This is a genomic window from Xanthomonas sp. BRIP62415 (assembly GCF_003993515.1).
GTDB lineage: Bacteria > Pseudomonadota > Gammaproteobacteria > Xanthomonadales > Xanthomonadaceae > Xanthomonas > Xanthomonas euroxanthea.
The window spans coordinates 26,475-52,475 of the sequence record NZ_QEZH01000026.1 but is presented as its reverse complement, the minus strand read 5'-3'; the positions used below and the strand labels follow the sequence as shown (position 1 = coordinate 52,475).

The 26,001-nt window shown below is 65.7% G+C and carries 14 protein-coding genes; 2 read left to right on the top strand and 12 right to left on the bottom strand.

What is annotated here, in order from left to right; all coding sequences use genetic code 11:
• Positions 1-44 precede the first annotated feature (44 nt).
• The gene (gene acnB, locus EO141_RS12550; protein ID WP_127169359.1) at positions 45-2,636 is read left to right on the top strand and encodes a bifunctional aconitate hydratase 2/2-methylisocitrate dehydratase; all 2,592 of its coding nucleotides are present in this window, start codon (positions 45-47) and stop codon (positions 2,634-2,636) included.
• Positions 2,637-2,833: 197 nt separating this feature from the next.
• Positions 2,834-3,712 (top strand): alpha/beta fold hydrolase, encoded by an 879-nt coding sequence (locus tag EO141_RS12545; protein ID WP_241236663.1) that lies wholly within the window; start codon positions 2,834-2,836, stop codon positions 3,710-3,712.
• A 291-nt stretch (positions 3,713-4,003) separates the two neighbouring features.
• Here the strand turns inward: EO141_RS12545 and EO141_RS12535 are convergent, their stop codons facing one another.
• The 12 genes from EO141_RS12535 to EO141_RS12460 form a co-directional block, all read right to left on the bottom strand.
• The gene (locus EO141_RS12535) at positions 4,004-6,229 is read right to left on the bottom strand and encodes an EAL domain-containing protein (protein WP_232087974.1); all 2,226 of its coding nucleotides are present in this window, start codon (positions 6,227-6,229) and stop codon (positions 4,004-4,006) included.
• 108 nt (positions 6,230-6,337) lie between these two features.
• Entirely contained in the window at positions 6,338-7,414 is a 1,077-nt protein-coding gene (locus tag EO141_RS12530) for a chemotaxis response regulator protein-glutamate methylesterase (RefSeq protein ID WP_047125438.1), read from the bottom strand.
• A complete protein-coding gene (cheD, locus tag EO141_RS12525) occupies positions 7,411-8,007 on the bottom strand; it encodes a chemoreceptor glutamine deamidase CheD (RefSeq protein ID WP_024937701.1) in 597 nt (198 codons plus the stop codon). The genes EO141_RS12530 and cheD overlap by 4 nt, the downstream gene beginning before the upstream one ends.
• A complete protein-coding gene (locus EO141_RS12520; protein WP_104537492.1) occupies positions 8,004-8,873 on the bottom strand; it encodes a CheR family methyltransferase in 870 nt (289 codons plus the stop codon). Before EO141_RS12520 ends, cheD begins: the two co-directional genes overlap by 4 nt.
• A gap of 205 nt (positions 8,874-9,078) precedes the next feature.
• Positions 9,079-11,451, bottom strand: a complete 2,373-nt coding sequence (locus tag EO141_RS12515) for a methyl-accepting chemotaxis protein (protein ID WP_164739191.1) — start codon at positions 11,449-11,451, stop codon at positions 9,079-9,081.
• Between the two features lie 85 nt (positions 11,452-11,536).
• The gene (locus tag EO141_RS12510; RefSeq protein WP_005993867.1) at positions 11,537-11,920 is read right to left on the bottom strand and encodes a hypothetical protein; all 384 of its coding nucleotides are present in this window, start codon (positions 11,918-11,920) and stop codon (positions 11,537-11,539) included.
• A 171-nt stretch (positions 11,921-12,091) separates the two neighbouring features.
• Positions 12,092-12,577 (bottom strand): chemotaxis protein CheW, encoded by a 486-nt coding sequence (locus EO141_RS12505; RefSeq protein ID WP_016904902.1) that lies wholly within the window; start codon positions 12,575-12,577, stop codon positions 12,092-12,094.
• Between the two features lie 130 nt (positions 12,578-12,707).
• Positions 12,708-13,490, bottom strand: a complete 783-nt coding sequence (locus EO141_RS12500; protein ID WP_164739190.1) for a flagellar brake protein — start codon at positions 13,488-13,490, stop codon at positions 12,708-12,710.
• A gap of 1,289 nt (positions 13,491-14,779) precedes the next feature.
• On the bottom strand, positions 14,780-17,452 hold the full coding sequence (locus EO141_RS12475; RefSeq protein ID WP_127169354.1) for a Cache 3/Cache 2 fusion domain-containing protein: 2,673 nt from the start codon (positions 17,450-17,452) through the stop codon (positions 14,780-14,782).
• Between the two features lie 333 nt (positions 17,453-17,785).
• Positions 17,786-20,050 carry a methyl-accepting chemotaxis protein gene (locus EO141_RS12470; RefSeq protein WP_127169353.1) on the bottom strand — a complete coding sequence of 755 codons (2,265 nt, stop codon included), beginning with the start codon at positions 20,048-20,050 and terminating at the stop codon, positions 17,786-17,788.
• Positions 20,051-20,528: 478 nt separating this feature from the next.
• Positions 20,529-22,787, bottom strand: coding sequence for a methyl-accepting chemotaxis protein (locus tag EO141_RS12465; protein WP_127169352.1), 2,259 nt, complete (start codon positions 22,785-22,787; stop codon positions 20,529-20,531).
• A 697-nt stretch (positions 22,788-23,484) separates the two neighbouring features.
• On the bottom strand, positions 23,485-25,959 hold the full coding sequence (locus tag EO141_RS12460) for a methyl-accepting chemotaxis protein (RefSeq protein ID WP_127169351.1): 2,475 nt from the start codon (positions 25,957-25,959) through the stop codon (positions 23,485-23,487).
• Positions 25,960-26,001 lie beyond the last annotated feature (42 nt).

Genomic DNA, 26,001 nt, shown 5'->3' with positions numbered 1-26,001 from the left:
CGTTTCGCGTTTACACATTCACTGTTGTCTTTCGGAGAATCCGCATGTTGGAAGCCTATCGCCACCACGTTGCAGAGCGCGCCGCGCTCGGTATCCCGCCGCTGCCGCTGACCGCGCAGCAGACCGCCGAGGTCATCGAGCTGCTGAAGGCTCCGCCGGCGGGCGAAGAACAATTCCTGGTCGAGCTGCTCAGCCAGCGCGTGCCGGCCGGTGTCGACGACGCCGCCAAGGTCAAGGCCTCGTACCTGGCCGCAGTGGCGTTCGGCACCGAAAAGACCGCGCTGATCAGCCCCACGCGTGCGACCGAGCTGCTCGGCACCATGCTGGGCGGCTACAACATCCAGCCGCTGATCGATCTGCTCGACAACGCCGAGCTGGGCGCCCCCGCCGCCGAGGCGCTCAAGCACACCTTGCTGGTGTTCGATGCCTTCCACGACGTGCAGGAAAAGGCCGAAGCCGGTAACGCGCATGCCAAGGCCGTGCTGCAGAGCTGGGCCGAGGCCGAGTGGTTCACCAGCAAGCCGGAAGTGCCGCAGAGCATGACCGTCACCGTGTTCAAGGTGCCCGGCGAGACCAACACCGACGACCTGTCGCCGGCCCCGGATGCGACCACGCGCCCGGACATCCCGCTGCACGCGCTGGCGATGCTGAAGAACGCCCGCGACGGCGCGGCCTTCGTGCCGGAAGAAGACGGCAAGCGTGGCCCGATCCAGGCCATCGCCGACCTCAAGGCCAAGGGCCATCTGGTCGCCTATGTGGGCGATGTGGTCGGTACCGGTTCCTCGCGCAAGTCGGCGACCAACTCGGTGCTGTGGTGGACCGGCGAGGACATTCCGTTCATTCCGAACAAGCGCTTTGGTGGCGTGTGCCTGGGCAGCAAGATCGCCCCGATCTTCTACAACACGATGGAAGACGCCGGTGCATTGCCGATCGAGCTGGACGTGTCGCAGATGGAGCACGGCGATGTGGTCGAGCTGCGTCCGTACGACGGCAAGGCACTGAAGAACGGACAGGTGATCGCCGAGTTCGCGATGAAGTCGGACGTGCTGTTCGACGAAGTGCGCGCCGGCGGCCGCATTCCGCTGATCGTCGGCCGCGGCCTCACCGCCAAGGCACGCGAATTCCTGGGCCTGCCGGCCTCGGACCTGTTCCGCCTGCCGATGGACCCGCCGGACACCGGCAAGGGCTTCTCGCTGGCGCAGAAGATGGTCGGCCGCGCCTGCGGTCTGCCGGAAGGCCAGGGCATGCGCCCGGGCACCTATTGCGAGCCGAAGATGACCTCGGTGGGCTCGCAGGACACCACCGGCCCGATGACCCGCGACGAGCTCAAGGACCTGGCCTGCCTGGGCTTCTCGGCCGACCTGGTGATGCAGTCGTTCTGCCACACCGCCGCTTACCCGAAGCCGGTGGACGTCAAGACCCATCACACCTTGCCGGAGTTCATCTCCACCCGTGGCGGCGTCTCGCTGCGTCCGGGCGATGGCGTGATCCATAGCTGGCTCAATCGCATGCTGCTGCCCGACACGGTCGGCACCGGCGGCGACTCGCATACGCGTTTCCCGATCGGCATCTCGTTCCCGGCCGGCTCCGGCCTGGTGGCGTTCGCCGCTGCCACCGGCGTGATGCCGCTGGACATGCCCGAGAGCGTGCTGGTGCGCTTCAAGGGTGAGATGCAGCCGGGCGTGACCCTGCGCGATCTGGTCAACGCGATCCCGCTGTACGCAATCAAGGACGGCCTGCTGACCGTGGCCAAGCAGGGCAAGAAGAACATCTTCTCCGGCCGCATCCTAGAAATCGAAGGGCTGCCGAACCTGAAGGTGGAGCAGGCGTTCGAGCTGTCCGACGCCTCGGCCGAGCGCTCGGCGGCCGGTTGCACCGTGCACCTGGACAAGGCGCCGATCATCGAATACCTGACCAGCAACATCACGCTGCTGCGCTGGATGATTGCCGAAGGGTATGCCGATGCGCGCACGCTGGGCCGCCGCATCAAGAAGATGGAAGAGTGGCTGGCCGACCCGCAGCTGCTGCAGCCCGATGCCGACGCCGAATACGCGGCCGTCATCGAGATCGACCTGGCCGACATCGTTGAACCGATCGTGGCATGCCCGAACGACCCGGACGACGTCAAGACACTGTCCGACGTGGCCGGCGCGGCGATCGACGAGGTGTTCATCGGTTCGTGCATGACCAATATCGGTCACTTCCGTGCCGCCGCCAAGTTGCTGGAAGGCAAGCGCGACATCCCGACCCGCCTGTGGGTTGCGCCGCCGACCAAGATGGATGCCTCCGAGCTGACCAAGGAAGGCCATTACGGCACCTTCGGCGCGGCCGGTGCGCGTATGGAAATGCCGGGCTGCTCGCTGTGCATGGGCAACCAGGCCCAGGCACGCGAGGGCGCCACGGTGTTCTCCACCTCCACGCGTAACTTCCCCAACCGTCTCGGCCGCAACACCAACGTGTACCTGGGTTCGGCGGAACTGGCCGCGATCTGCTCGCGTCTGGGTCGCATCCCGACCAAGGACGAGTACATGGCCGATGTGGGCGTGATCAAGACCAGTGGCGACCAGATCTACCGCTACATGAACTTCGATCAGATCCAGGAATATCAGGACGTGGCCGACACCGTCGCTGCCTGATCCAACGGTTGGATCACCCGTTCGAGAACGCCCGGCAATGCCGGGCGTTTTTCGTTATTCGGGCGATGGCTTCGTCTTGGCCGCGTAATGCCGGAAGTTAAAGGCAATCGCAGTTAACTCACCTGCCGCATTGCAACAAAAATCTGAAGTCGGGAGGCCTAGAGTGGCGCCGCTCCCACTCGCTGTGATGATCTCCAATGCCTACTTGCACGATCGCTGGTCAAACGCTGCACTACGCACACTACGGTCACGGGTTTCCGGTTCTGCTCGGCCACAGTTATCTCTGGGATGCGGCCATGTGGGAGCCGCAGATCCAGGCGCTGTCGCAGCACTATCGGGTCATCGTCCCCGAGTTGTGGGGACACGGACAGTCGGCAGCATTGCCGGCAGGCACGCAGACGGTTGGCGATCTTGCCAGGCAGATGCTGCAATTGCTGGACGCGTTGGAGCTGCCGCAGTGCGCGGTGGTCGGCTTGTCGGTCGGTGGCATGTGGGCCGCCGAGCTGGCGCTGCTGGCACCGGAGCGCGTGCGCAGCCTGGTGTTGATGGATACCTTCCTGGGGGCCGAGCCGCAGGCCACGCAAACGCGTTATTTCGGGTTGCTCGATGCAATGGAAGCCGCGGGGCAGGTGACGCCTGCGTTGATCGAGGCGATCGTGCCGATCTTTTTCCGTCCCGGCATCGATCTGAATTCCGCGCTGCCGGCTGCGTTTGCACAGCGCCTGGCGGCGCTGTCGGCCGAGCAGGTGCGCGCCTCCATCGTGCCGTTGGGCCGGCTGATCTTCGGGCGCGCCGATCGCCTGGAGGCGATGTCTGCGCTGAATCCGGCCAGCACGTTCCTGCTCGGCGGCGCGGACGATATTCCGCGGCCGCCCGAAGAATTGTGGCTGATGGCCGAGGTGATCGGTTGCGACTACGAGCTGATTCCCGATGCCGGGCATATCGCATCGCTGGAGAATCCGGCGTTCGTCACTGCGCAATTGCTGGGTTGGTTGAAGCGCACCGTGGCATCGGATTCGACGCGGATGGAAAGGCGCGCGCTTGAAGGCAGCGCTCAGGCACAGGCATCGCCCTGAATGGTGTAGTGCTGATCTGGTGAATCAGAACGACACCATGCGTTGCTTGCAACCATGAGCACCGACCATCCGGACTGGTCCTTGCCCGCTTACCGTCGCGGGACCTTGAGCGGCATGGATGCCGCGCCAGAGCCTACAGGGACGTCCTTGCGGCGTGTCCTGCGATGGTGGGCGGGCAGGGGCCCTGCGCAGAAGCACCAGATCAGACGCTTTGCGTTCGCTGTTCGACATTCTCCAGCCTGAGCTGAAGAACACCTGCTTTTGAGCTCTGCCACGGATACCGAAGCCGTGCTACGGCTGCGCGCCCAACCAGGCTTCCAGTGCCGCCGCCGGCAATGGCCGCGAAAACAGATAGCCCTGCAGCACTTCGCAGCCGAGATCGGCGAGGAACAGGCGCTGTGCTTCGTTTTCCACGCCTTCGGCAACCACGTGCTTGCGCAGATGCTCGCCGATGCGCAGCACCGAGGTGGTGAGGGCGCGGGCGTCTTCGCTGTGTTCGATGTCGCGCACGAAGCTCATGTCCAGCTTGAGTTCGTCGATCGGCAGGCGGTGCAGGTGGCTCAGGCTGGAGTAGCCGGTGCCGAAGTCGTCCAGCGACAACGAGATACCGGCTTCGCGGATGGCATGCAGGTTCTCCAGCACGCCAGGCTGCCCGGACAGCATCACGCTCTCGGTCATTTCCAGCGTGAGGTCGGAGGGCTGCGCGCCCGTCTCGGCGATCAGGCGCAACAGGTCGCTGAGCATGCGCGGGCTTTCGAAGCTGCTCGCCGACAGATTCACCGACACCCGCGTCACCGGCACGCCACGCGTGCGCCAATCGGCGATCTGCCGGCAGGCGCTGCGCAAAACCCAATCGTTGAGCTGCGGCATCATGCCTTGCTCTTCGGCCACGGGCAGGAAACGCGCCGGCGAAATGGCGCCCAGTTGCGGATGATTCCAGCGCAACAACGCTTCCACGCCGTACAGTGCGTGCGGCGCGGCGCTGTGCAACTGCGGTTGATAGTGCAGCTGCAGCTGATCGCGGCCGATGGCCTGGCGCAGCTCCGCTTCCAGCGCAACGCGCTCCTGCGCCATGCGGTTCATGTCGGAACTGAAGAAGCGGAACCGTCCGCCGCCTTCCTGTTTGGCGCGGTTCATGGCCAGATCGGCATGCCGCAGCAGGATGTTGATGTCGCGCCCGTCCTCGGGAAACATCGCCACGCCAATGCTGGCGGACGGATGCACGGTCATGTGCCCGACCGGCAGTGGCCTGGCAATGGTGCCCAGCACCCGTTCTGCGGCGGCACTGGCCTGCTCGGCACTGCATTGCGGCAGCGCAAGTGCGAATTCGTCGCCTGCCAGGCGCGCCAGCATGGCGGTGGCGGGCAGCTGTTCGCCGATGCGCAGGGCGATGTCGCGCAACAGGCCGTCGCCGGCGGCATGGCCCTGGCTGTCGTTGATCAATTTGAAGCGGTCGATGTTGATGAACATCAACGTGGCAGGTTCGCCGGCATATTCGGCCTGCGTCAGGGCCTGCTCGGCGCGTGCGCTGAACATGATGCGGTTGGGCAGGCCGGTCAGTGCATCGTAGAACGCGAGTTGGTGCACGCGTTGGCGGGTCTGCTCGCGCTCCAGTGCCAGCGTGCAAAGCTGCTGGCACAGATCGGTGAGGCGTACGTGCCAGGCATCGGCCCGCTGGGCCTTGCGGTAGTACAGCGCGAAGGTCCCGAGCACGCGTGCGCTGTTGGAGCGGATCGGCGTGCTCCAGCAGGCGCGCAGGCCCATCGGCAACAATAGTTCGCGAAATTGCGCGAACAGCGGGTCGGTGGCGATGTCTTCCACCATCACCGCACGGCCGCGCCAGGCGGCCGTGCCGCAGGCGCCTGCGCCCGGCGCGATCTTCAAGCCGTTGACCGCATCGGCATACTCCGGCGGCAGGCTGGGGGCCGCCAGCGAATGCAGGCAGCCTTGATTGTCCGCGCTCATGACCGTGGCCAGCACGTCCGGCGCGATGCGTTCGACCTCGGTGCAGATCAGCGTCATCACCTCGATCAGCGGCCGCTCCTGCACCAGCGCCTCGAGCACGCGGTGCTGCAGCACCTCATGCATCTTGGTGTCGGTGATGTCGGTCAGCACCGCCACGTAATGCGAGGGAAGATGCCTGGCGTCGTAGATCGGATTGAAGTTGAGCGAGATCCACAGCGGCGTGCCGTCCTTGCGGTACACCAGCAGGTCGGCCTGGGTCTGCTGCAGGGCGTCGGCGCGGTCGCGGATGCGTGCCACCTCGTCCTGGTCGCTTTGCGCGCGGGTGAGCACGTCCGAGGGACGCTTGCCGACCAGTTCGGCCTCGGTATAGCCGAACATGCGCTGGAAGCCGTCATTGGCATAGAGCAGGCGTGATTGCAGATCGCAGATCAGGATCGCACTGCTGCTGCCGTCCAGCGCTTCGGCCAGCAGGCGCGAGCGCGTGGCGTCGGGATGTTCGTCGGGCCTGGTCATGCCGGCGGTGATCGGGCCGGCCTTGATCGTCCCGGGCATGAGCGGGTGATCTGCCCGCGCATCCGTCGTCGTCGGCGACGCGGCGTCCGCGACGCCGGGAGCCGCCGCCTGTTCGGTCGGGTGCGGGGGGCGGGACTTCATGCCGGATCAGCGCGCCTGCGCCGACAGCGCGATCAGGCGCTCGGCCACGCGGTCCAGCGGTACCACTTCCTGCGCGGCGCCGAGTTTATAGGCGGCACCGGGCATGCCCCAGACCACGCTGCTGGCTTCGTCCTGCACCAGCGTGGGCGCGCCGGCCTGCAGCATTTCCAGCAGGCCGCGTGCGCCGTCGTCGCCCATGCCGGTGAGGATGGCGCCGACCGCATTCGGGCCGGCGTTGGCAGCGACGGAGCGGAACAGCACGTCCACCGCCGGCTTGTGGCGATTGACCGGCGGGCCGTCGTCGATGCGGCAGCGCCAGCGCGCACCGTCGCGGATGATGCGCAGATGCTGGCCGCCGGGCGGCAGGTAGGCATGGCCGGGCAGGATCGCCTCGCCATCGCTGGCCTCGCGCACCGACATCGCCGAATGGCGATTGAGGCGCTCGGCGAAGGCGGTGCTGAAGCTGGCCGGCAGATGCTGGGTCATCACCACCGCCGGTGCATCGGCGGGCATGTGCTCGAGCACCACGCGCAGGGCTTCGGTGCCGCCTGCCGAAGCGCCAATGGCGATCAGGCGGTCGGTGGTGCGAAAGCGCAGCGCGCTGCCCGGCACCGGTGCCGACTGCATGTCCAGGGTGACCTTGGGCGCGCTGGGACGATTGAGCGCGCTGACCTTGGCCTTGGAGGCCATCTTGACCTTGCTGACGATCTCCTCGGCATAGCCTTCCAGCCCGCGTGCGACGTCGATCTTGGGCTTGGAGACGAAATCCACCGCGCCCAGCGACAAGGCCTGCAAGGTGGTGTCGGCGCCACGCTCGGTCAGCGATGAGATCATCACCACCGGGGTGGGGCGCAGGCGCATGAGGTTTTCCAGGAACACCAGGCCGTCCATGCGCGGCATTTCCACATCCAGCGTGATCACGTCCGGATTGAGGCGTTTGATCTTTTCGCGCGCCAGGATCGGGTCGGCGGCCGAGCCGATCACCTCGATGCCGGCATCGCGCGAGAGAATTTCGGTCAGCATCTGGCGTACGACCGCCGAATCGTCGACGATCAATACACGCACAGGGGTTTCCAGCGTCATTCGAACAACTCCACTCCACCGGTGACCGGTGCTTTGGACAGACGGGCGCGCACGGCCGATTCGGCGGCGGCGACTTCGGCTTCGTGTGCATGCGGCAAACGCTGCACGACCACGCGTCCGGTCGTCGGGAAGAACCACACCTTGCGCGGATGGATGCCGCACAGATCCTCGGCAATGATGGGAATGTGCTCGGCCTGCAGGTACTGGCGCACGAACTCGGCATTGCGGGTGCCAACCGGATTGCTGGTGAAGCCCTTGAGCACGTTGGCGCCACCGAACACCTTGGCTTCGATGCGTTTGCGATGCGCGCCGCGCTTGAGCATGTCGTTGATCAGCAACTCCATCGCATAACTGCCGTAGCGCGCGGGTGCGCCGTCACCGACCTGGCCTTCCGGCAACAGGAAGTGATTCATGCCGCCGATCTTCAGGACCGGGTCGCGCAGGCAGGCGGCAACGCACGATCCCAAGGTGGTCGTCAACGCGGTGTCGTCGTCCACCACCAGGTATTGGGTGGGCAGCAGCTTGGCGGTGATGGTCTGGAACCGCGAGTCGCGGTAGCGCATGACATCGTCGACCTGCACGGCGGTGCTCATGTGGCGGCTCCGGCGCGCGGCGCACGACGATACAGCGTGCGCCCGCACGGCTGGATCAGGTCGGCTGCGTGCAGGTAATTCTCCGAGTGCCCGGTGTAGAGCAGGCCGTCATCGCCCATGTGGCTGACCAGACGCGACAGGATGCCGCGCTGGGTCGGCTTGTCGAAATAGATCATCACGTTGCGACAGAACAGCGCCGCGTACGGGCCGCCGACGTCGTAGCGCGGTGCCAGCAGATTCAACTGGCGGTATTCGATGAGTTGGCGCAACGCCGGGATGACCCGGCACTTGCCCTCGTTGGGGCCGCTGCCGCGCTGGAAATACTTGCGCTTGATCGATGCGTCCAGCGAGGCGACGCGGTCGATGGCGTAGACGCCGCGCGAGGCGGTTTCCAGCACCTGGGTGTCGACGTCGGTGGCCACGATGCTGACCGGCGGGGTCAAGGTGCCGAAGGCTTCGCAGGCGGTGATGGCGATGGAGTAGGGCTCCTCACCGGTGGAGGCCGCGCACGACCAGATCTTCAAGGGCGCCTGCGAGGCACGCTTTTGCAGTTCTTCGCGCAATTTGTCGAAGTGGTGCGGCTCACGGAAGAACGAGGTCAGATTGGTGGTCAGCGCGTTGGTGAACGCCTGCCATTCCTCTTCGTCGGTGCCTGCTTCCAGCTGGTCCAGATAGTCGCGGAAGGAGCGCAGGCCGAGCACGCGAAGACGACGCGACAGCCGGCCATACACCATGTCGCGCTTGGCCGGAGCCAGGGCGATGCCGACACGCTGATAGATCAGGTCGCAGACGCGCTTGAAATCGCGGTCGCCAAAATCAAATTCGCGTGTGTCTGAAGCGGGAGTCGAGGTGGTCGTCATATCCATAAGCGTCGTGAGCTATGACTGGATATCGGCCACGTGGTCATGCAACTGAAGCACTAATCGGTGTCTTGCGGGGGCAGGTCGCATCTAGCGCCTGCAACCGCCTTTGCGGGGTAGCGGGCGAGGCCAATGCGCGGCGCTGCGCACTGCGCTGGCTGCAGATGCGCAAAGCCCCGGCAGTGCCGGGGCTTTGCGGGACAGCCTTGGATCAGAACTCTTGCCAGTTCCCGTCGGCCAGGGCGGCCTGCGGCTTGGCCGTCCGCGACGGCGTGGCCGCCGCACGCGCGGCCGGCTTGGTTGCGGGCGTCACCGCAACCGGGCGCGAGGCGACCGGGCGGGCGCGTGCGGCCGGCGCAGCCGGCTCGTCCAGCTTGAACACCGACACCGCTTCGGCCAGGTGGCCGGCCTGCTCTTCCATCGAGCGTGCGGCCGCAGTGGCTTCTTCCACCAGGGCGGCGTTCTGCTGGGTGGTTTCGTCCATCTGGGTGATGGTCTGGTTGACCTGCTCGATGCCGGCCGACTGTTCCTGCGAGGCGGCGGAGATCTCGCCCATGATGTCGGTGACCCGCTGCACGCTGGCCACGATCTCGGCCATGGTCGCACCGGCCTTGCGCACCAGTGCCGAGCCCTCGGCCACCTTGTGCACGGAGTCGTCGATCAGGCCCTTGATCTCCTTGGCCGCGCCGGCCGAACGCTGTGCCAGCGTACGCACTTCCGAGGCGACCACGGCAAAGCCGCGGCCCTGTTCGCCGGCACGGGCGGCTTCCACCGCCGCGTTCAAGGCCAGGATGTTGGTCTGGAAGGCGATGCCGTCGATGACCGAGATGATGTCGGCGATCTTCTTGGACGAGGCCTCGATGCCGGACATGGTGGTGACCACCTGCGAGACCACGTCGCCGCCCTGCGAGGCCACGCCGGTGGCGCCGATGGCGAGCTGGTTGGCCTGGCGGGCGCTTTCGGCGTTCTGCCTGACCGTGGAGGTGAGCTCCTCCATCGAGGCGGCGGTTTCTTCCAGGTTGGCCGCCTGCTGCTCGGTACGATGCGACAGGTCGCTGTTGCCGGAGGCAATCTCGCCGGCAGCCGAGTTGATCGCGGTGGACGAGACCTTGATGCGCCCGACGATGTCGGAAAGCTGCTCGGCGGTGGCATTGGCATCGTCACGCATCTGCGCGAACACGCCACTGAATTCGCCGCGCATGCGCACGGTCAGGTCGCCGCGCGACAACGCCGACAGCAATGCGGAGATCTGCTCCAGGCTGGCGGCGTTGGCATCCAGCAGGCCGTTGAGCTGCTGAGCCAGCTGCAGGAAGAAGCCCTGCTTGCCATCGGTTTCCACCCGGCCGCTCATGTCGCCGCTGGCGGCGGCACGCACGATGCGGGCGACTTCTTCTTCGACCTGGACCTCGATGGTGCGATCGCGCCATTCACAGACATCGCCGGTGCTCTCGCCCTGCTCGTTCTTGATGACGGTGACGGTCTGCATCATCACAAACTCGCCGTAACGCTCTTCGAAGCTGGTGATGCCGTCGCGTTCCAGCGCTGCGATGGCCTTGTGCACGGTCGCTTCGGGCAGGCCGAGATAGCTGATGTGCTGACCGATGATCTTGCTGGCCTCAAACTCGGGCGAGGACAGACGGATGCTGCCTTCGTAATGGGTGACCAGCTTCTGGAACGCCTCGTTGGCGTAGATCATGATCCGATCGGTGTCGGTGATGAAGGTGCTGGTGGAGGATTTGTCCAGTGCGGTACGGATACGCAGGTTTTCGTCGGCGATCTTCTTGTCGCGTTCGATGCGTTCCTTCAGGTCGCGCTGCATCCGGTGCATGGAGCGCATCAGTTCGCCCACTTCGTCCTGGCCCTGCACATTGATCTGGCCATCGAGCTTGCCGCTGGCGATTTCGGTGGCAGTGGACACCGCGCCGCGCATGCTCTTGACGATGGACCGTGCGAACAGGAATGCCAGGCCCAGGCCACCGGCGATGCCGATCAGCAGCACCAGCACGGTCAGCGAGACCGAGGTGGCATGGACCTTTTCGGCCTTGCTCTTGGCAGCCTGCGCCAACTTGTTGTCTTCGGCGATCAATGCGGCCAACGATGCCTGTGCCTTGGCATGCAGTGCGCTGGTTTCGCCAACGAAGGTATCGACGGCGTCGTCAGGCAGGTTCAGTTCCAGCATTTCGTCGACGCTTTCGTAGGAGGCCGAGGCCTTCTTCCAATCCGCAACGAAGGTGGCAAACAGCTGCTTTTGCTGCGGGCTCTCGATCAGGCGGGGATAGCCCTTGATCGTGGCCTCGATTTCGCCATTGAGCCGCTTGGCGCGGACCTTGGCTTCCTGCTTGACCGAGTCGCTGGCGCGCACCAGATTTTGATAGGACGCATTTCGATATTCGCCGAGCATGCCGCGCAGATCGCCTGCTTCGCGCACGCTGGACATGGTATTGCCGGCCAGGTCGCGGGTGACATTATTGAGCGAGGCCAGGCCCGCGTAGGCGATGATTCCCTGCACCAGCATGATCAGCAGCACGATGCCGAACGCCAGCATCAGCTTGGGCATCAATTTGAGATTGTTGATCCATTGCATTGACACGATTCCCCGGTAGAAGTCAGTGCGCATAACCGCAAACAGCAGATCGCCACGCGCGAGGGCGTGGCGATCTGCTAGGCGATTACTTGATGGTGGCCAACTTCAGGCTGGCCGGCGAGCTGACTTCGATTTCGGCACGCGAGCTGTCGCGCTGGATCTTGCCGAGCACACAGACGTCCTTGCCTTCCAGGGATTCCGGGGCAAAACTGAACTTGCCGCGGTTGGCGCCGTCGATGCGGGCCGAGAAGGTGTGACGCGGGAACATGCCGCCCATGTACAGGAAGGTGGGTTCACCTTCCGAGCTCTGGGCGTACTTGGCCTTTTCGACCTTGCCGCACACCATGCCGTCCTTGCCGACGAAACGGGTCGCCATTTCCGGCGGAATCATTTCCTGCGACTGAGCCGACAGCGTGGGAGCAACGATCACGAGAGCAGCGACGGGGAGGAGCGAGAGCAGGAACTTCATTGGGATTCTCCAGAATCAAAAGTCGAACGGTGACCCGTTTATGTGCGCGGGCTTCTATTCAGCTATCGGCTAGCCGCCGTTCAACTTGAATCCGAAAAACGTGATTTATATCTCACTTCAACTTCGTTGTGCGTCTCGTGTCGGGAAGCTCCCGACACCAGATGGTCTGAATCAGGCCGCTTCTTCGGCCAGCTGCTGCTGACCGAGCTCGGTGCTGTCCAGCAGGGTCTCGATATCCAGCAGGATCAGCATGCGATCGTCCTGGGTGCCGATGCCCGAGATGAAGCGGGTATCGACCGAGGCGCCGAATTCGGGGGTGGGGCGGATCTGATCGTCGTTGAGCGGGATCACGTCCGAGACGCTGTCCACCACGATGCCGACGACGCGGTCTTCGACATTGAGCACGATCATCACGGTGAAGGCGTCGTAGCGCGCTTCTTTCAGGCGCAGCTTCAGGCGCAGGTCGATCACCGGCACGATGGTGCCGCGCAGGTTGATCACACCCTTGATGTAGTCCGGTGCGTCGGGAAGACGGGTGACCGAGTCGTAGCCGCGGATTTCCTGCACTTTCAGGATGTCCACGCCGTAGTGTTCTTCGCCAAGGGCGAAGCTGAGGAATTCACCACCGGTGCCGGTGGTCGTGCTTTTGTCGTTCATGGAAACTCCGGGCGTTGCGGCTGAGTGTCGGATTGCAGCTATAAAAAAGCATGCGGATGAGGATTGCCCTAGCAACATCGGCGCAGTGCAGGGCAACTTTAGCCGTGCGCCGAGGCTGGTGCGGGTGGGTTCAGAACACGCCGCTCTTGCGCGCATTGCGCTGGCGGTCGACCCGGAAGATGTAGCGCTGGATGGTCTCGTCGGCGCCGCGTGGCAGGTCGCTGAACTGCATGCCGACCCGGAAGCCTTCGCTGCCGTTGGGCAGGGTCTGCTTGTACTGGCTGCATACCGTCAGCGGCAGGGTGATCGGCGCGGTGTCGGGCAGTTGCAGCGTGCAGTTGCGGTAGGTGCGTTGTGGTTCGAGCAGGGGCATGCCGTCGGTGAGCGAGACCGCCAGGCCGCCGCTGCTGATGTCGATCACGCGCAATTGCAGGTTGAGATTGCCGCCCTGTGCCTCGTCCTGGCGAATGATGCAGATGGGCGAGTCGGTGATCGGCGTCTCCAGCCGGTACGACTCGCGGCGCTGCATGTGGTACATCGCCTCGGGCAGGTCGGCGCGGAAGGCGACATGGATGTCGCGTTCCAGCCGGTCGGGCGTTTCCAGCCGGAAGCGGATGTTGACCCGTTCCAGTTGTGCGTAGCACAGCAGGTACTTGGCCTCCTGGATGGCGCGGTTGGAGGCCTCGTTGTGGCTGCCGTCCAGAATCACGCAGTCCTCGTCTTCGTCCACTTCGAGCACGGCGGTGGGCACGGCCATGTCGCGCCCGGCCACATGCATGGTCACGATGGCACGCTGGTCGAGCAACTGGCGCAGCAGGCCACGGATCTGCCGTTTGTTGCGTAGCAGATAGCGCTCGTCACCTTCGGCAAGGTGATCGTCGTGGTCCAGCTCTGAGGTATCGCCTTGGGACATGGGCACAAGCACAGTAGATGCGGGAAGACGCCGGAACGGTTGTCCTGGCGTCGCCTTGATATCGGCGGAAAAGCGAAATCTTTAAGAGCGGCTGACAAAAAACCGTTGCGTGACGTCTTGGTTGCTTTCGGCGCTATGTTCCTGGCGCTGGATGGTGCGGATGGATCAGTTGCGGAGCGGGCGGGATCTGCGGGTTTGCTGCAGGGCCCTTGCCCGCCCACCATCGCAGGACACGCCGCAAGTACGTCCATGTAGGCTCCGGCGCGGCATCCATGCCGCTCAGGGTCCCGCGACGGTGAGCGGACAAGGACCTATCGAGATGGTCGGTGTGCACGGTAAGAGCGGTGCTGGATGCGTCGTTCGCTCATGACGTATCGGCTCCATGTTTGATGGGCACCGCGCGCTCGACGCTGCGGGTTTGCTGCAGTGTCCTTGCCCGCCCACCATCGCAGGACACGCCGCAAGTACGTCCATGTAGGCTCTGGCGCGGCATCCATGCCGCTCAGGGTCCGCGACGGTGGGCGGGCGGACCTATCGAGATGGTCGGTGTGCACGGTAAGAGCGGTGCTGGATGCGTCGTTCGCTCATAACGTATCTGCTTCATGTCTGATGCGCACCGCGCGCTCGACGCTGCGGGTTTGCTGCAGGGTCCTTGCCCGCCCACCATCACAGGACACGCCGCAAGTACGTCCATGTAGGCTCCGGCGCGGCATCCATGCCGCTCAGGGTCCCGCGACGGTGGGCGGGCAAGGACCAGTCGAGAGGGTCGGTGTGCATGGTAAGAGCAGTCCTGGATGCCTCGTCCGAGCGTGAAGCATCGACTTCACGTCAATGCAAGTCGCCCGACAAACTGCTTTTCAGATGAGCGCCAACCAACTCCCTGGTGCGGTGTCCTTGCCGGTTGCGGGACCGTGTGGCGGCATGGATGCCGCCACAGAGCCCCAGGGATGGGTTCACGGCGTGTCCCGCGAGCGGTGAGGGCGCCGCACCCTCGACGCTGCGGGTTTGCTGCAGGGCCCTTGCCCGCCCACCATCGCAGGACACGCCGCAAGTACGTCCTTGTAGGCTCCGGCGCGGCATCCATGCCGCTCAGGGTCCCGCGACGGTGAGCGGCCAAGGACCAGTTGAGATGGTCGGTGTGCATGGGAAGAGCAGCGCTGGATGCGCCTCCTTGGATCATGGAGCAACGGCTCCACGTCTTAATGCACACCGCACGAGAGACTGCTTTTCAGTGAGCGCCGGCCAACTGTCTTGTGCAGTGTCCTTGCCGGTTGCGGGACCGTGTGGCATCAGGTATAGGCGTGCCGTGCGTTGGCCAGCAAGGTGTTCAGTTGGTCCTGCTGTTCCAGGCGGAACACCGCCACTGCATCCACCAGCTGCGCGGCCTGGTCTTCCATCGCGCGTGCAGCTGCAGTGGCTTCTTCCACCAGCGCGGCGTTCTGCTGGGTGGTTTCGTCCATCTGGGTGATGGTCTGGTTGACCTGGGTGATGCCGGCGGCCTGCTCGCGCGAGGCGCTGGTGATCTCGCCCATGATGTCGGTGACGCGCTGCACCGAGCTGACCACCTGCTGCATGGTGCTGCCGGCTTCGGAGGCCAGCGCAGCGCCGTTGCCGATGCGGGTCACCGAGTCGTCGATCAGGTGCTTGATCTGCTTGGCTGCACCGGCCGAACGCTGCGCCAGCATCCGCACTTCCGAGGCGACCACGGCGAAGCCGCGCCCCTGTTCGCCGGCGCGCGCCGCTTCCACCGCCGCGTTCAAGGCCAGGATATTGGTCTGGAAGGCGATGCCGTCGATGACCGAGATGATCTCGGCGATCTTCTTGGACGAGGTGTCGATGTCGGCCATGGTGGTGACCACGCGGCCCACCACGTCGCCGCCGTTGGCTGCCACGCCGGCGGCATCCAGCACCAGCCGATTGGCCTGGTCGGCGTTGTCGGCGTTCTGCCTGACGGTGGCGGTGAGCTCTTCCATCGAGGCGGCGGTTTCTTCCAGTGCCGCGGCCTGCTGTTCGGTGCGACGCGACAGGTCGCCATTGCCGGTGGCGATCTCGGTGGCGGCCGCGTTGATCGCCAGCGACGAGTCCTTGATCCGGCGCACGATGCCGGCCAGCTGGTCGGCAGTGGCATTGGCATCGTCGCGGATGGTGGCGAACACGCCTTGCAGGTCGCCATCCATGCGCGCGGTCAGATCGCCCTGCGACAGCGCAGAGAGCAGCGCGGACACCCGCGACAATCCGTCTGCATTGTTGTCCAGCAGCACGTTGAGTTGCTGGGCGAGCAGCAGCAGGAAGCCCTGCTTGCCTTCCAGGCCGACACGCCCGCTCAGGTCGCCGGCAGCGGCGGCCTGCACGATGCGTGCGACTTCCTGTTCCACCTGGACTTCCTGGGTGCGGTCGGCCCACTCGACCACAAAGCCCATGCGCTCGCCGGCCGCGCCCAGCACCGGGTTGACCACCAGTCGCATGGTGCGGCCACCGACGTGGATCTGTGCGGTGTGGGTGCCGGTGAGCTGATCGAGCATGCGTGCCTGATGCTCGGGCCTGCGATGGAACTGGTCGATGCTGGCGTCGATCAGCGCATCGGCATCGAAGTTGGGCAGGTCGCGGCGCAGCTCGTCCTGCACGCTCTTGAGCATGCGCTGCAGCGGGCGGTTGACATAGATGATGCGGCGATCCGCATCGGCGATCATCACGTTGGTGCTGACATCGTCCAGCGCGGTGCGCACGCGCAACGCTTCGCTGGCGATCAGGTGGTCGCGTTGCAGGCGCGCGCGCAGGTCGTCGCGCATGGTGCGCGCGTTGCGCAGCAGGCGGCCGAGTTCGTCGTGGCGGTCGATCTCGATCGGGTTGTCCAGGCGGCCGGCAGCGACATCGCCGAGCACGCGTTCCACCGCCAGCAGCGGGCGGGTGACCATCTTGCGCGCGGCGATGAACACCACTGCGATGCACAGGCCCAGCACCACCAGCGAGAGCAGCAGCATGCTGCCCATCAGCTCGTCCAGCGGGCCGTCGATGGCGCTGCGCGGCTGGGTGCCGATCACCGCCCACTGCCACGGCGCATAGCGCTGGGCGGTGACCTCGAAGGCCTGGCTGTTGCCCTTGGCATCGCGCAACTGCAGGTTGGCGCTGGGCTGCCTGCCGTCCAGTACCGACTGCAACAGTGCCTGCTGCCCGGCCGGCACCAGGGCCGCCAGGGTGGCCGGCGTGCCCGGCGGGGCGGCGATGACCTGGCCCTGATGCTCGCCCGGCGCCATGTCGACGATGACGAAATAGCCGTCCTTGCCCAGCCTGGTGGTACCGACCTGCGCCTTGAGCGCGGCCAGGCCCTGGGTGTAGTTGCGACCGACGAACAGCGCGCCGATCACGTCGCCGGCGGCATTGCGCAGCGGCTGGTAGTGGGTCATGTATTGCTCGCCGAACAGCTGCGCCTGGCCGGTGAAGGGCTTGCCTTCGGACAATGCGGCGTAGGCCTTGCCCTTGCGGTCGAGCAGGGTGCCGATCACGCGTTCGTTCTGCTTGTTGCGTAGCGAGGTGGTGATGCGCACGAAGTCCTCGCCGGTGCGCGCGAAGATGGTCGCAACGCCGCCGGTGGCCTGGGCAAAGCGATCCACCGCATCGAAATTGAGATTCTGTACCTGTGTGCCGGAGCGCAGCGTAGGCGTGTTCTGCTCGCCGATGGTCACGGTGCTGGCGGTATCCAGCTCGCGTGCGCCGCGCGGCAGCATGTCGTCGAACACGCTGCCCAGGCGCTGGGTGCCCTCGGTCAGGGTGACGTCGTACATCGCGACCGACTGCTGCATCAGCCGGGTACTGGAGTGCAGCTCGGCCTTGACCTGGGATGCGATGTCCGCGGCGGACTGGCGGTAGATGGTCAGGGCCAGCAGGCCGAGGGAAAGCGCGATCACCAATGTCAGCAGCGCGGACAGCCGGGTACCGACGGACAGCCGGTGGAAGGAGTGCATGAGGAATCGACCTTGCCCGGGGGAGGGCGTTACGGATGCGTGAAATCGATAGCGGCCGTTTATGCGATTAATTGATGATTGGCGTCGAAATCCGCACAATTGTCCCGTTCGCTTGCCCTCTGGAGCGAACGTGGCGGAGTGGCACTTGTTATTTTTGGGTGAAGAATAGCGTTCCGCGCAGTGCCGGCCCGCTGCCGTCCGACGGGTCCCCAGGGACAAAAAAAGGGCCGCTTCCCTCGCTAGGAAGCGGCCCTCAAGATTCGTGGATCACGAATCAAACTGCGCTCGAATGCTGTTTCTGGAGACTGCGGGTGTGACGCGTTGCGGTGGGGCTCAGAACTCCTGCCAGTCGCTGGAACCGGCGGTGGCTGCCGCCGTCGCCGTGCCGGTGGTGCTGCGGCGCGGGGCTGCGTTGCCGACCGCACTTGCGGCCGGGCGGGTGGCAAAGCGTGCGTTGACCGGCGCGGCGACCATCGACGAGGGCCGGGGGGCTGCCGGGCCCTGCTCGACGATCTTGAACACGGCAACCGCCTCGGTGAGCTGCTGGGCCTGCTCTTCCATGGCGCGGGCGGCGGCGGTGGCTTCTTCCACCAGCGCGGCGTTCTGCTGGGTGGCTTCGTCCATGTGGGTGACGGTCTGGTTGACCTGCTCGATGCCGGCCGATTGTTCCTGCGAGGCGGCGGAGATCTCGCCCATGATGTTGGTGACGCGCTGCACGCTGGCGACGATCTCGGCCATGGTCTTGCCAGCCTGGTCCACCAGCTGCGAGCCGTCGGCCACACGCTGCACCGAGTCGTCGATCAGGCTCTTGATCTCCTTGGCTGCTGCGGACGAGCGCTGTGCCAGGGTGCGCACTTCGGAGGCGACTACGGCAAAACCACGGCCCTGGTCGCCGGCACGCGCCGCTTCCACCGCCGCGTTCAATGCCAGGATGTTGGTCTGGAACGAGATGCCGTCGATGACGCTGATGATGTCGGCAATGCGCTTGGACGAGGCTTCGATGCCGCTCATGGTGTCGACCACCTTGCTGACCACCTCGCCGCCCTGCGAGGCCACGCTGGCGGCGCCGATGGCAAGCTGGTTGGCCTGGCGAGCGCTTTCGGCGTTCTGGCGTACGGTGGAGGTGAGCTCTTCCATCGAGGCGGCGGTTTCCTCCAGGTTGGCGGCCTGCTGCTCGGTGCGCTGGGACAGGTCCTGGTTGCCGGCGGCGATCTCGCTGGCGGCGGCGTTGATCGAGGTGGCCGAGTGCTGGATGTGCCCGACGATGCCGGACAACTGGGTCGCGGTGGCGTTGGCGTCGTCGCGCATCTGTGCGAACACGCCCTTGAAATCGCCGTCCATGCGCGCGGTCAGGTCACCCGCCGCAATCGCCCGCAGGATGCCCGACAGCGACTGCAGGCTGCCATCGGCGGTGGCCATCAACTGGTTGAGGCTCTCGACCATGACGCGGAAATCGAACTGGAACTGCGCCGCATCGCCGCGTGCGCCGAAGTCGCCGTCGGCGGCGGACTGGGCCAGCTGCTTGATCTGCTGATTCATCGAGGACAGGTTGGTCTTCACCTGCGCCATGGTGTCGGTCAGCCTGGCCTTTTCGCCCGGCAGCGCGTCCATGTCTTCGCTGAGGTCGCCGATCGCGTAGCGGCCCATGATCTGTGCCAGACGCAGCGTGACCTGGACGTGGCTGTCGACCAGCGCGTTGGTATCGCCGGCCATGCGGCCGTAGTCGCCCGGGAAGGCGTCGGCATCCATGCGGAAGCTGATCTGGCCGCTGTCGTGGCGCTTGGCCATGTCCAGCTGCGCGGTGATCAGGTTGCGCACCTGCGACTGCATCTTGTCCATCGCCTGCAGCAGGCGGCCGGTCTCGTCGCTGGCCTCGCTGTGCACGGCGTTATCGAGCTTGCCGTCGGCGATCGCCTCGGCAGCACGGGTGGCGCGGTTCAACGGGCCGGTGAGGCTGCGGGTGATCGTCCAGGCCAGCAGGGCGCTCAGCAGCACCACCGCAAGGCCGCCGCCGATCAGCATGCTGCGGCCGCGCGCCATCGAGGCATTGGCCTGGTCGTAGGCCAGCTGGCTGCTCTTGCGCTGCGCGTCCGAGTAGGTACGGATCGCATCCTGCCAGCGCTGGGTGGCCGGCGCGGCGCGTTCAAGCAGGATCGGCATGGCCTGGTCGACCTTGCCGGCGGTGCCCAGTTCGCGCACCTGCTGGTTATGCGCCAGTGCCTGCTCGCGGGTCGAATCCAGCGCGTTGCGCAGTTCCTGGTCGTGCGCGTCGGCGGGAAATGCGTAGAGCTTGTCGCGCAGCTCCTTGTAGCGGATGCGCTGGGCGTCGATCACTTCGCCGAACTGGCGATTCTGCTCGGCAGTGGTCGGCAGCACGATGTTGCGCAGATTCAACGAGATGGTGGCATTGGCGTCCAGCATGTCGGTGGCGTACTGGATCATCGCCATGTTGCGGTTGACGATGGTGTCCAGGCGTTCGCGCGCCTGGCTGAGCGTGTACAGACCGGCGGCCACCAGCGCGCAGGAGAGAAGGATCAAGACGCCGAAGGCCAGGGAAAGGCGCTTGCCGACGTTGAAGCGGTGCAGGAAGGAGTTCATGGAGTGACCTGAGCGAATGTGCCGTTGGATGGAGTGGCATGCAGCGCAGTGCTGGAGCAGTGCGGTGCACGTCATCCCTTGTGTGATGCGTCGGTCAGATAACGGCGTTAGCGCTGCTGCATTGAGGCAGGCTGGACCGGTCGGTAAAGCCGGGTCTCAGGCACGTGACTGCCATGTGTATGCGGGGTAGGGAATCGGTGGGGGAGTGTGGGGAATACCCCTGGAAAACCCCGCTTGAATGCGGTTTTGGGGGTGTGCCGGCGCAGGCCGGCCCGGACGATGTGAAGTGCGATTTCACGCTGACCACGGTGCATAGCGGGCGTGCGGACAGCTGCATGGTCGTGCACAACGCAAAACGGCACCGCGTGTGCGGTGCCGTGATAAAGATGCTGCTGATGCGGATTACATGGCCGCGTGCCTGGGCGTGGTGTGTCCCTCGCGCACAGACACGCGCGTTGCCGACAGCGGTCAGTGCCGCTTAGAACTCCTGCCAGTCGCCCACCTCGGTTGCCGTCGCGGATGCGCCTGCGGCGCTGCGCCGCAACGGCGCGGCACTGCTGGTGCGGGCGATCGGACGCGGTGTGCCGCGGGCATTGGCGGGCGCATTGGCAATGGCCGACAACTGGCGCGCCACCGGTGCGTGCTCTGCGACCTTGAACACGGCGACCGCTTCGGTGAGCTGCTGGGCCTGTTCTTCCATCGCACGTGCGGCGGCGGTGGCTTCTTCCACCAGCGCGGCGTTCTGCTGGGTGGTTTCGTCCATCTGGGTGACGGTCTGGTTGACCTGCTCGATGCCGGAGTACTGCTCCTGCGACGCGGAGGAAATCTCGCCCATGATGTTGGTGACGCGCTGCACGCTGGCCACGATCTCGGCCATGGTGGTGCCGGCCTGATCGACCAGGGTGGCGCCCTGTGTGACCTTGTCGACCGAGTCGTCGATCAGCTGCTTGATTTCCTTCGCCGCACTGGCCGAACGCTGCGCCAGGGTGCGTACCTCCGAGGCAACTACCGCGAAGCCACGGCCTTGCTCGCCGGCGCGCGCCGCTTCCACCGCTGCGTTCAGTGCCAGGATATTGGTCTGGAAGGCGATGCCGTCGATGACGCTGATGATCTCGGCGATCTTCTTCGACGAGCCCTGGATGTCGGACATCGTGGTGACCACCTTAGCCACCACGTCGCCGCCTTGCGACGCCACTGCTGCCGCGCCGATGGCGAGTTGGTTGGCCTGGCTGGCGTGCTCGGCATTCTGCTTGACGGTGGAGGTGAGCTCTTCCATCGAGGCGGCGGTTTCCTCCAGATTGGCGGCCTGCTGCTCGGTGCGCTGCGACAGGTCCTGGTTGCCGGAGGCGATTTCGCCCGAGGCCAGGCCGATCGCGTCGGCAGCGCTCTGGATGCGGCCCACGATGCCGGCCAGCTGTGCGGCGGTGGCGTTGGCGTCGTCGCGCATCTGCGCAAACACACCCTGGTACTGGCCGCTCATGCGTGCGGTGAGGTCGCCGGCGGCGATCGACTGCAACAGGCCGGACAGCGACTGCAGATTGCCGTCGGCGGTCGCCATCAGGTTGTTGAGGCTTTCCACCATCACGCGGAAGTCGTACTGGAAGCGCTCGGCATCGCCGCGGGCGCTGAAGTCGCCGTTGGCCGCCGACACCGCCAGGTGCTTGATCTCGGTATTCATTGCGCTCAGATTGACCTTGACCTGCGCCATGGTGTCGCTGAGCAAGGCCTTTTCGCCGGGCAGCTTTTCCATGTCCTCGGACAGGTCGCCGACCGCATAGCGGCCCATGATATGCGCCAGGCGCATCTTCACCGCCAGGTGCGAGCCGACCAGGGCATTGGTGTCCTTGGCCATGCGGCCGAAGTCGCCGGGGAAGGCACCGGCATCCATGCGGAAGCTGATCTGGCCCTCGTCGTGGCGCTTGGCCATGTCCAGCTGGGCGGTGATGAGGTTGCGTACCTGGCCCTGCATGCGATCCATGGCCTGCAACAGACGGCCGGTTTCGTCGTTGGACTGCGTGCGCACGTCGTTGTCGAGATTGCCGTTGGCGATCGCTTCGGCGGCGCGGGTGGCCTGGGTCAGCGGGCGCACCAGGCTGCGGGTGATCAGGAAGCCGAGCAGGGCGCTGAACAGCACCACCGCCAGCCCGCCGCCGATCAACATCGCACGGCCACGTGCCATTTCCTCCGTGGTGGCGACATAGGCTTCGCGGGTGCGCTGGCGCTGCAGGTCCGAATACTCCGTCAACGCGTTCTGCCAATGCTGCGTACCCGGTGCGGCCTTCTCCAGCAGCAGTTTGAGTGCTTCGTCAGGCTTGCCGGTCAGGCCCAGCTGCGCGACCGCGTCGTTGGTCTTGCGGGCCTGGTCGCTGGCCAGGTCGATGCGGTCGCGGATCTGGGTGGCCTGGGGCGAGGCAGAAAACGCGTACAGCTTGCGGCGGGTCTCCTCGTAGTCCTTCAGCTGGTCCTTGATGACGGCGTAGAAACGCAGATTGTCTTCTTGCGAGGTGGGCAACACGATATTGCGCAGCTGCACGGCGATGACCGAGGTGGCGTTGGTCATGTCCTGTGCGTATTGCATGATCGTGATGTTGCGGTTGACCACCGTGTCCATGCGGTCGCGGGCCTGCGCCAGCGTGTAGAGGCCGGCAGCGACCAGTGCGCACGACAACAGGATCAGCGTGCCGAAGGCGAAGCTCAGGCGCTTGCCGACGTTGTACCGTTGAAGAAGAGCGATCATTTGGGGGTCTCGAGGCAGTGGGGCAAGAAAGGACAAAACGCGTCGGCGCGGACGCGTGGGTCTGATGCAGGTACGGCAAGGCAGGCATCCAGCCGATCCATCGCGCGGGCAACAGCGGGAGACCCCGGCGATGACAAGGCAGGTAAGCGTGCCGTGGAAGGTAACGGCCCGTGGTTGAGCGACTGAACTGGTCAGCCGCGCTGCGTATGGGCGGCCGTCACCGAAGTGACGCGCATGTGCAGAAATGGACCGGAAACGTCGATGTGCGTGCCATCGACGCAGTTGCATCGACCGGCGGATTCACATCTGGCTCACTCGTTCGAGCGATGCGACGTTGCGGTTGCAAGGACAGACGGGCGGACGGCACCGGCTGCTGGAGCGATGCAGCAGCCTGGTGACCCTGGCGCCGTATGCGCAGGCGGGCTATTGGCTGTGGCAGGCATCGAACCTGCGCTGGGCCGTTGAAGCGAGTCCGCAACGGCGGGGTGGCGCCACTGCCTCGGTTGCGACCCGGATGCAATGCGCGATCGCAGGCGCAGGCGGGGTGGCTCAGCCAGTCTCGGTCAAGACACCGCGGCCGGCGACCACGTAGCAGACACCGCGGCCAGTGACCTCGCAGCACGAGTGCACGGTGTGACTGCCCCCATGCGCGCGGCGTCGCCCACCGCGCGCGTACCCAACTCCGCACACAGGGGCGTCAGGCGGCACGCACGCGTCGGGCCGGCACCACGGCGGCGTGCAGCTGGAACACCGACACCGCATCGCGCAACTGCTGCGCCTGCTGTTCCATCGCCCGTGCGGCGGCGCTGGCTTCTTCCACCAGCGCGGCGTTCTGCTGGGTGGCCTGGTCCATCTGTGCGACGGTCTGGCCGACCTGTTCGATGCCCTGCGACTGCTGCTGCGAGGCGTCGCTGATCTCGTGCATGATCTCGGTGACGCTGCGCACCGAGTCGACGATGTCCTGCATGGTGCGACCGGCCTGGCTGACCAGCACATTGCCTTGCTCGACCCGGCTCACCGAATCGTCGATCAGCTGCTTGATCTGCTTGGCCGCGCCGGCCGAGCGCTGCGCCAGCGTGCGCACTTCCGAGGCGACCACCGCAAAGCCGCGCCCCTGTTCGCCGGCGCGGGCCGCTTCCACTGCCGCGTTCAAGGCCAGGATGTTGGTCTGGAACGCGATGCCGTCGATGACCGAGATGATGTCGGCGATCTTCTTGGACGCGGCCTGGATGCCGGCCATGGTGCCGACCACGTCGCCCACCACCGTGCCACCTTGCGAAGCCACCGCGGCGGCGCCGACCACCAGCTCGCTGGCGCGCCGCGCGTGCGCGGCGTTGCTGCGCACGGTGGAGGTGAGCTCTTCCATCGCTGCGGCGGTTTCCTCCAGGTTGGCGGCCTGCTGCTCGGTACGCTGCGACAGCTCCTGGTTGCCGGCGGCGATCTCGCTGGCGGCAGCGTTGATGGCATCGGTGGAGCACTGGATGCGCCCGACGATATCGGCCAGCTGCGCCACGGTGGCATTGGCATCGTCACGCATCTGCGCGAACACGCCGTGGAAGTCGCCCTGCATGCGGGTGGTGAGGTCGCCTGCCGCGATGGCCTGCAGCACGCTGGACAGTGCGCCCAGATTGCCGTCTGCGGTGGCCATCAGCTGGTTGAGGCTGTCGACCATGGCCAGGAAGTCGTGCTGGAAGCGCTGCGTATCGCCACGCACGCTGAAATCGCCGTTGGCGGCGGCCTGCGCCAGCAGCTTGATCTCGCTGTTCATTGCCGACAGGTTGGCCTTGACCGCATCCATGGTGTCGCTGAACACGGCTTTCTCGCCGGGCAGTCGGTCCATGTCCTGGCTCAGGTCGCCGATCGCATAGCGCGACATGATCTGGGCGAGTTTCATCTTCACTGCGATATGCGAGCCGACCAGGGCGTTGGTGTCGTGCACCATGCTGGCGTAGGCGCCCGGAAAGGCATCGGCGTCCATGCGGTAACTGATCTGGCCGGCATCGTGGCGTTGCGCCATCTCGCTCTGCGCGGCCAGCACGCGCTGCAGCTGCTCTTGCATCCGGCGCATGTTGTCGAGCAGCTGGCCGGTTTCATCGCGGCTGGGCGCGGCGATAGGCTCGCCGAGCTGGCCTTGGGCGATATTGGCCGCCACCGCAGCGGCGCGGCGCACATTGCGGGTCAGCCTGGACAGGGTGGACCAGCCCAGCGCCGCGATCAGCGCGGCCAGCAGCGACAATCCGGCAATGGCCTGCCACATCGCGTTGCGGGCATCGGCCAGGTGACGTTCGGACTGGCGCTGCAAGGCCTGCAGCGAGACGCTGCCGAGCGCTTGCATGGCCTGGCCGAGCGCGTCCAGCGCAGCGTTCCACTGGAGATCGGCGCTGGCGTCGTTGCCGTCCAGCGCGGTGCCGAGTGCGGCCAGCGCCGCGTTCGCACGCGCGGTTTCGGCCTTGGCGGCATCGGCCAGCGCGGGGTCGGGCTGTTCCAGCAGGCCGATCGCCTTGTCCAGCTCGTGGCGGAAACGCCGGTGGCTGCGGGCCAGCTGGTTGAGCTGTTCGCGCAGCATGGCGCGGCTGCCGGTCGCCTGCGACGGGTCGCTGGCCGCATCCAGGCGGGTCAGCGACTCGGTGGCATCGGGGCTGTAGATCAGCGTGGCCACCACCAGGTGGTAGCTCTCGATATACGGGGTGTAGACCAGCTGGCTGTCGTCGCGCAGGGCATCGAGTGCGGCAAACGCCTGTTCGCTGACGGCGGCGTAGCCGTTTGCAGCGGCAGCGGCGACGTGGCGTTGCTGCAGGCCCAGCAGGGCCTTCTGGCTGCGTTCGAAGCCCGGCATGGTTGCCGTGGTGGCCAGCAGGCGCTGCAGATCGCGCTCGGCGCGCTCGGCCGCGGCGCGGGCGGTGCTGCCGCTGTCCACGTGGGCCGCGTGCAGATCGGTGATCAGCCCCAGCATCTGTTCGAGCGGCGCATAGCTGCGCAACTCGTTGCTGCTGATGGCCACACTTTCATTGAGCTTGCCGCTGTACAGCAGCACCGGAATGACCAGGCCGGCCAGCGCCAGCATCCCGATCACACCAAGCTTCCTGGCGATCGCCAGATCATCCCAGCGGCTGCTCCAGCGATGCGCAGAACGTGGGGCGGTCGGTGGCGACGGCAGGGGCGAGGTGATCATGGATGCGTCTCATAGGCGTACGCAGCCTATCGGCCGATCACC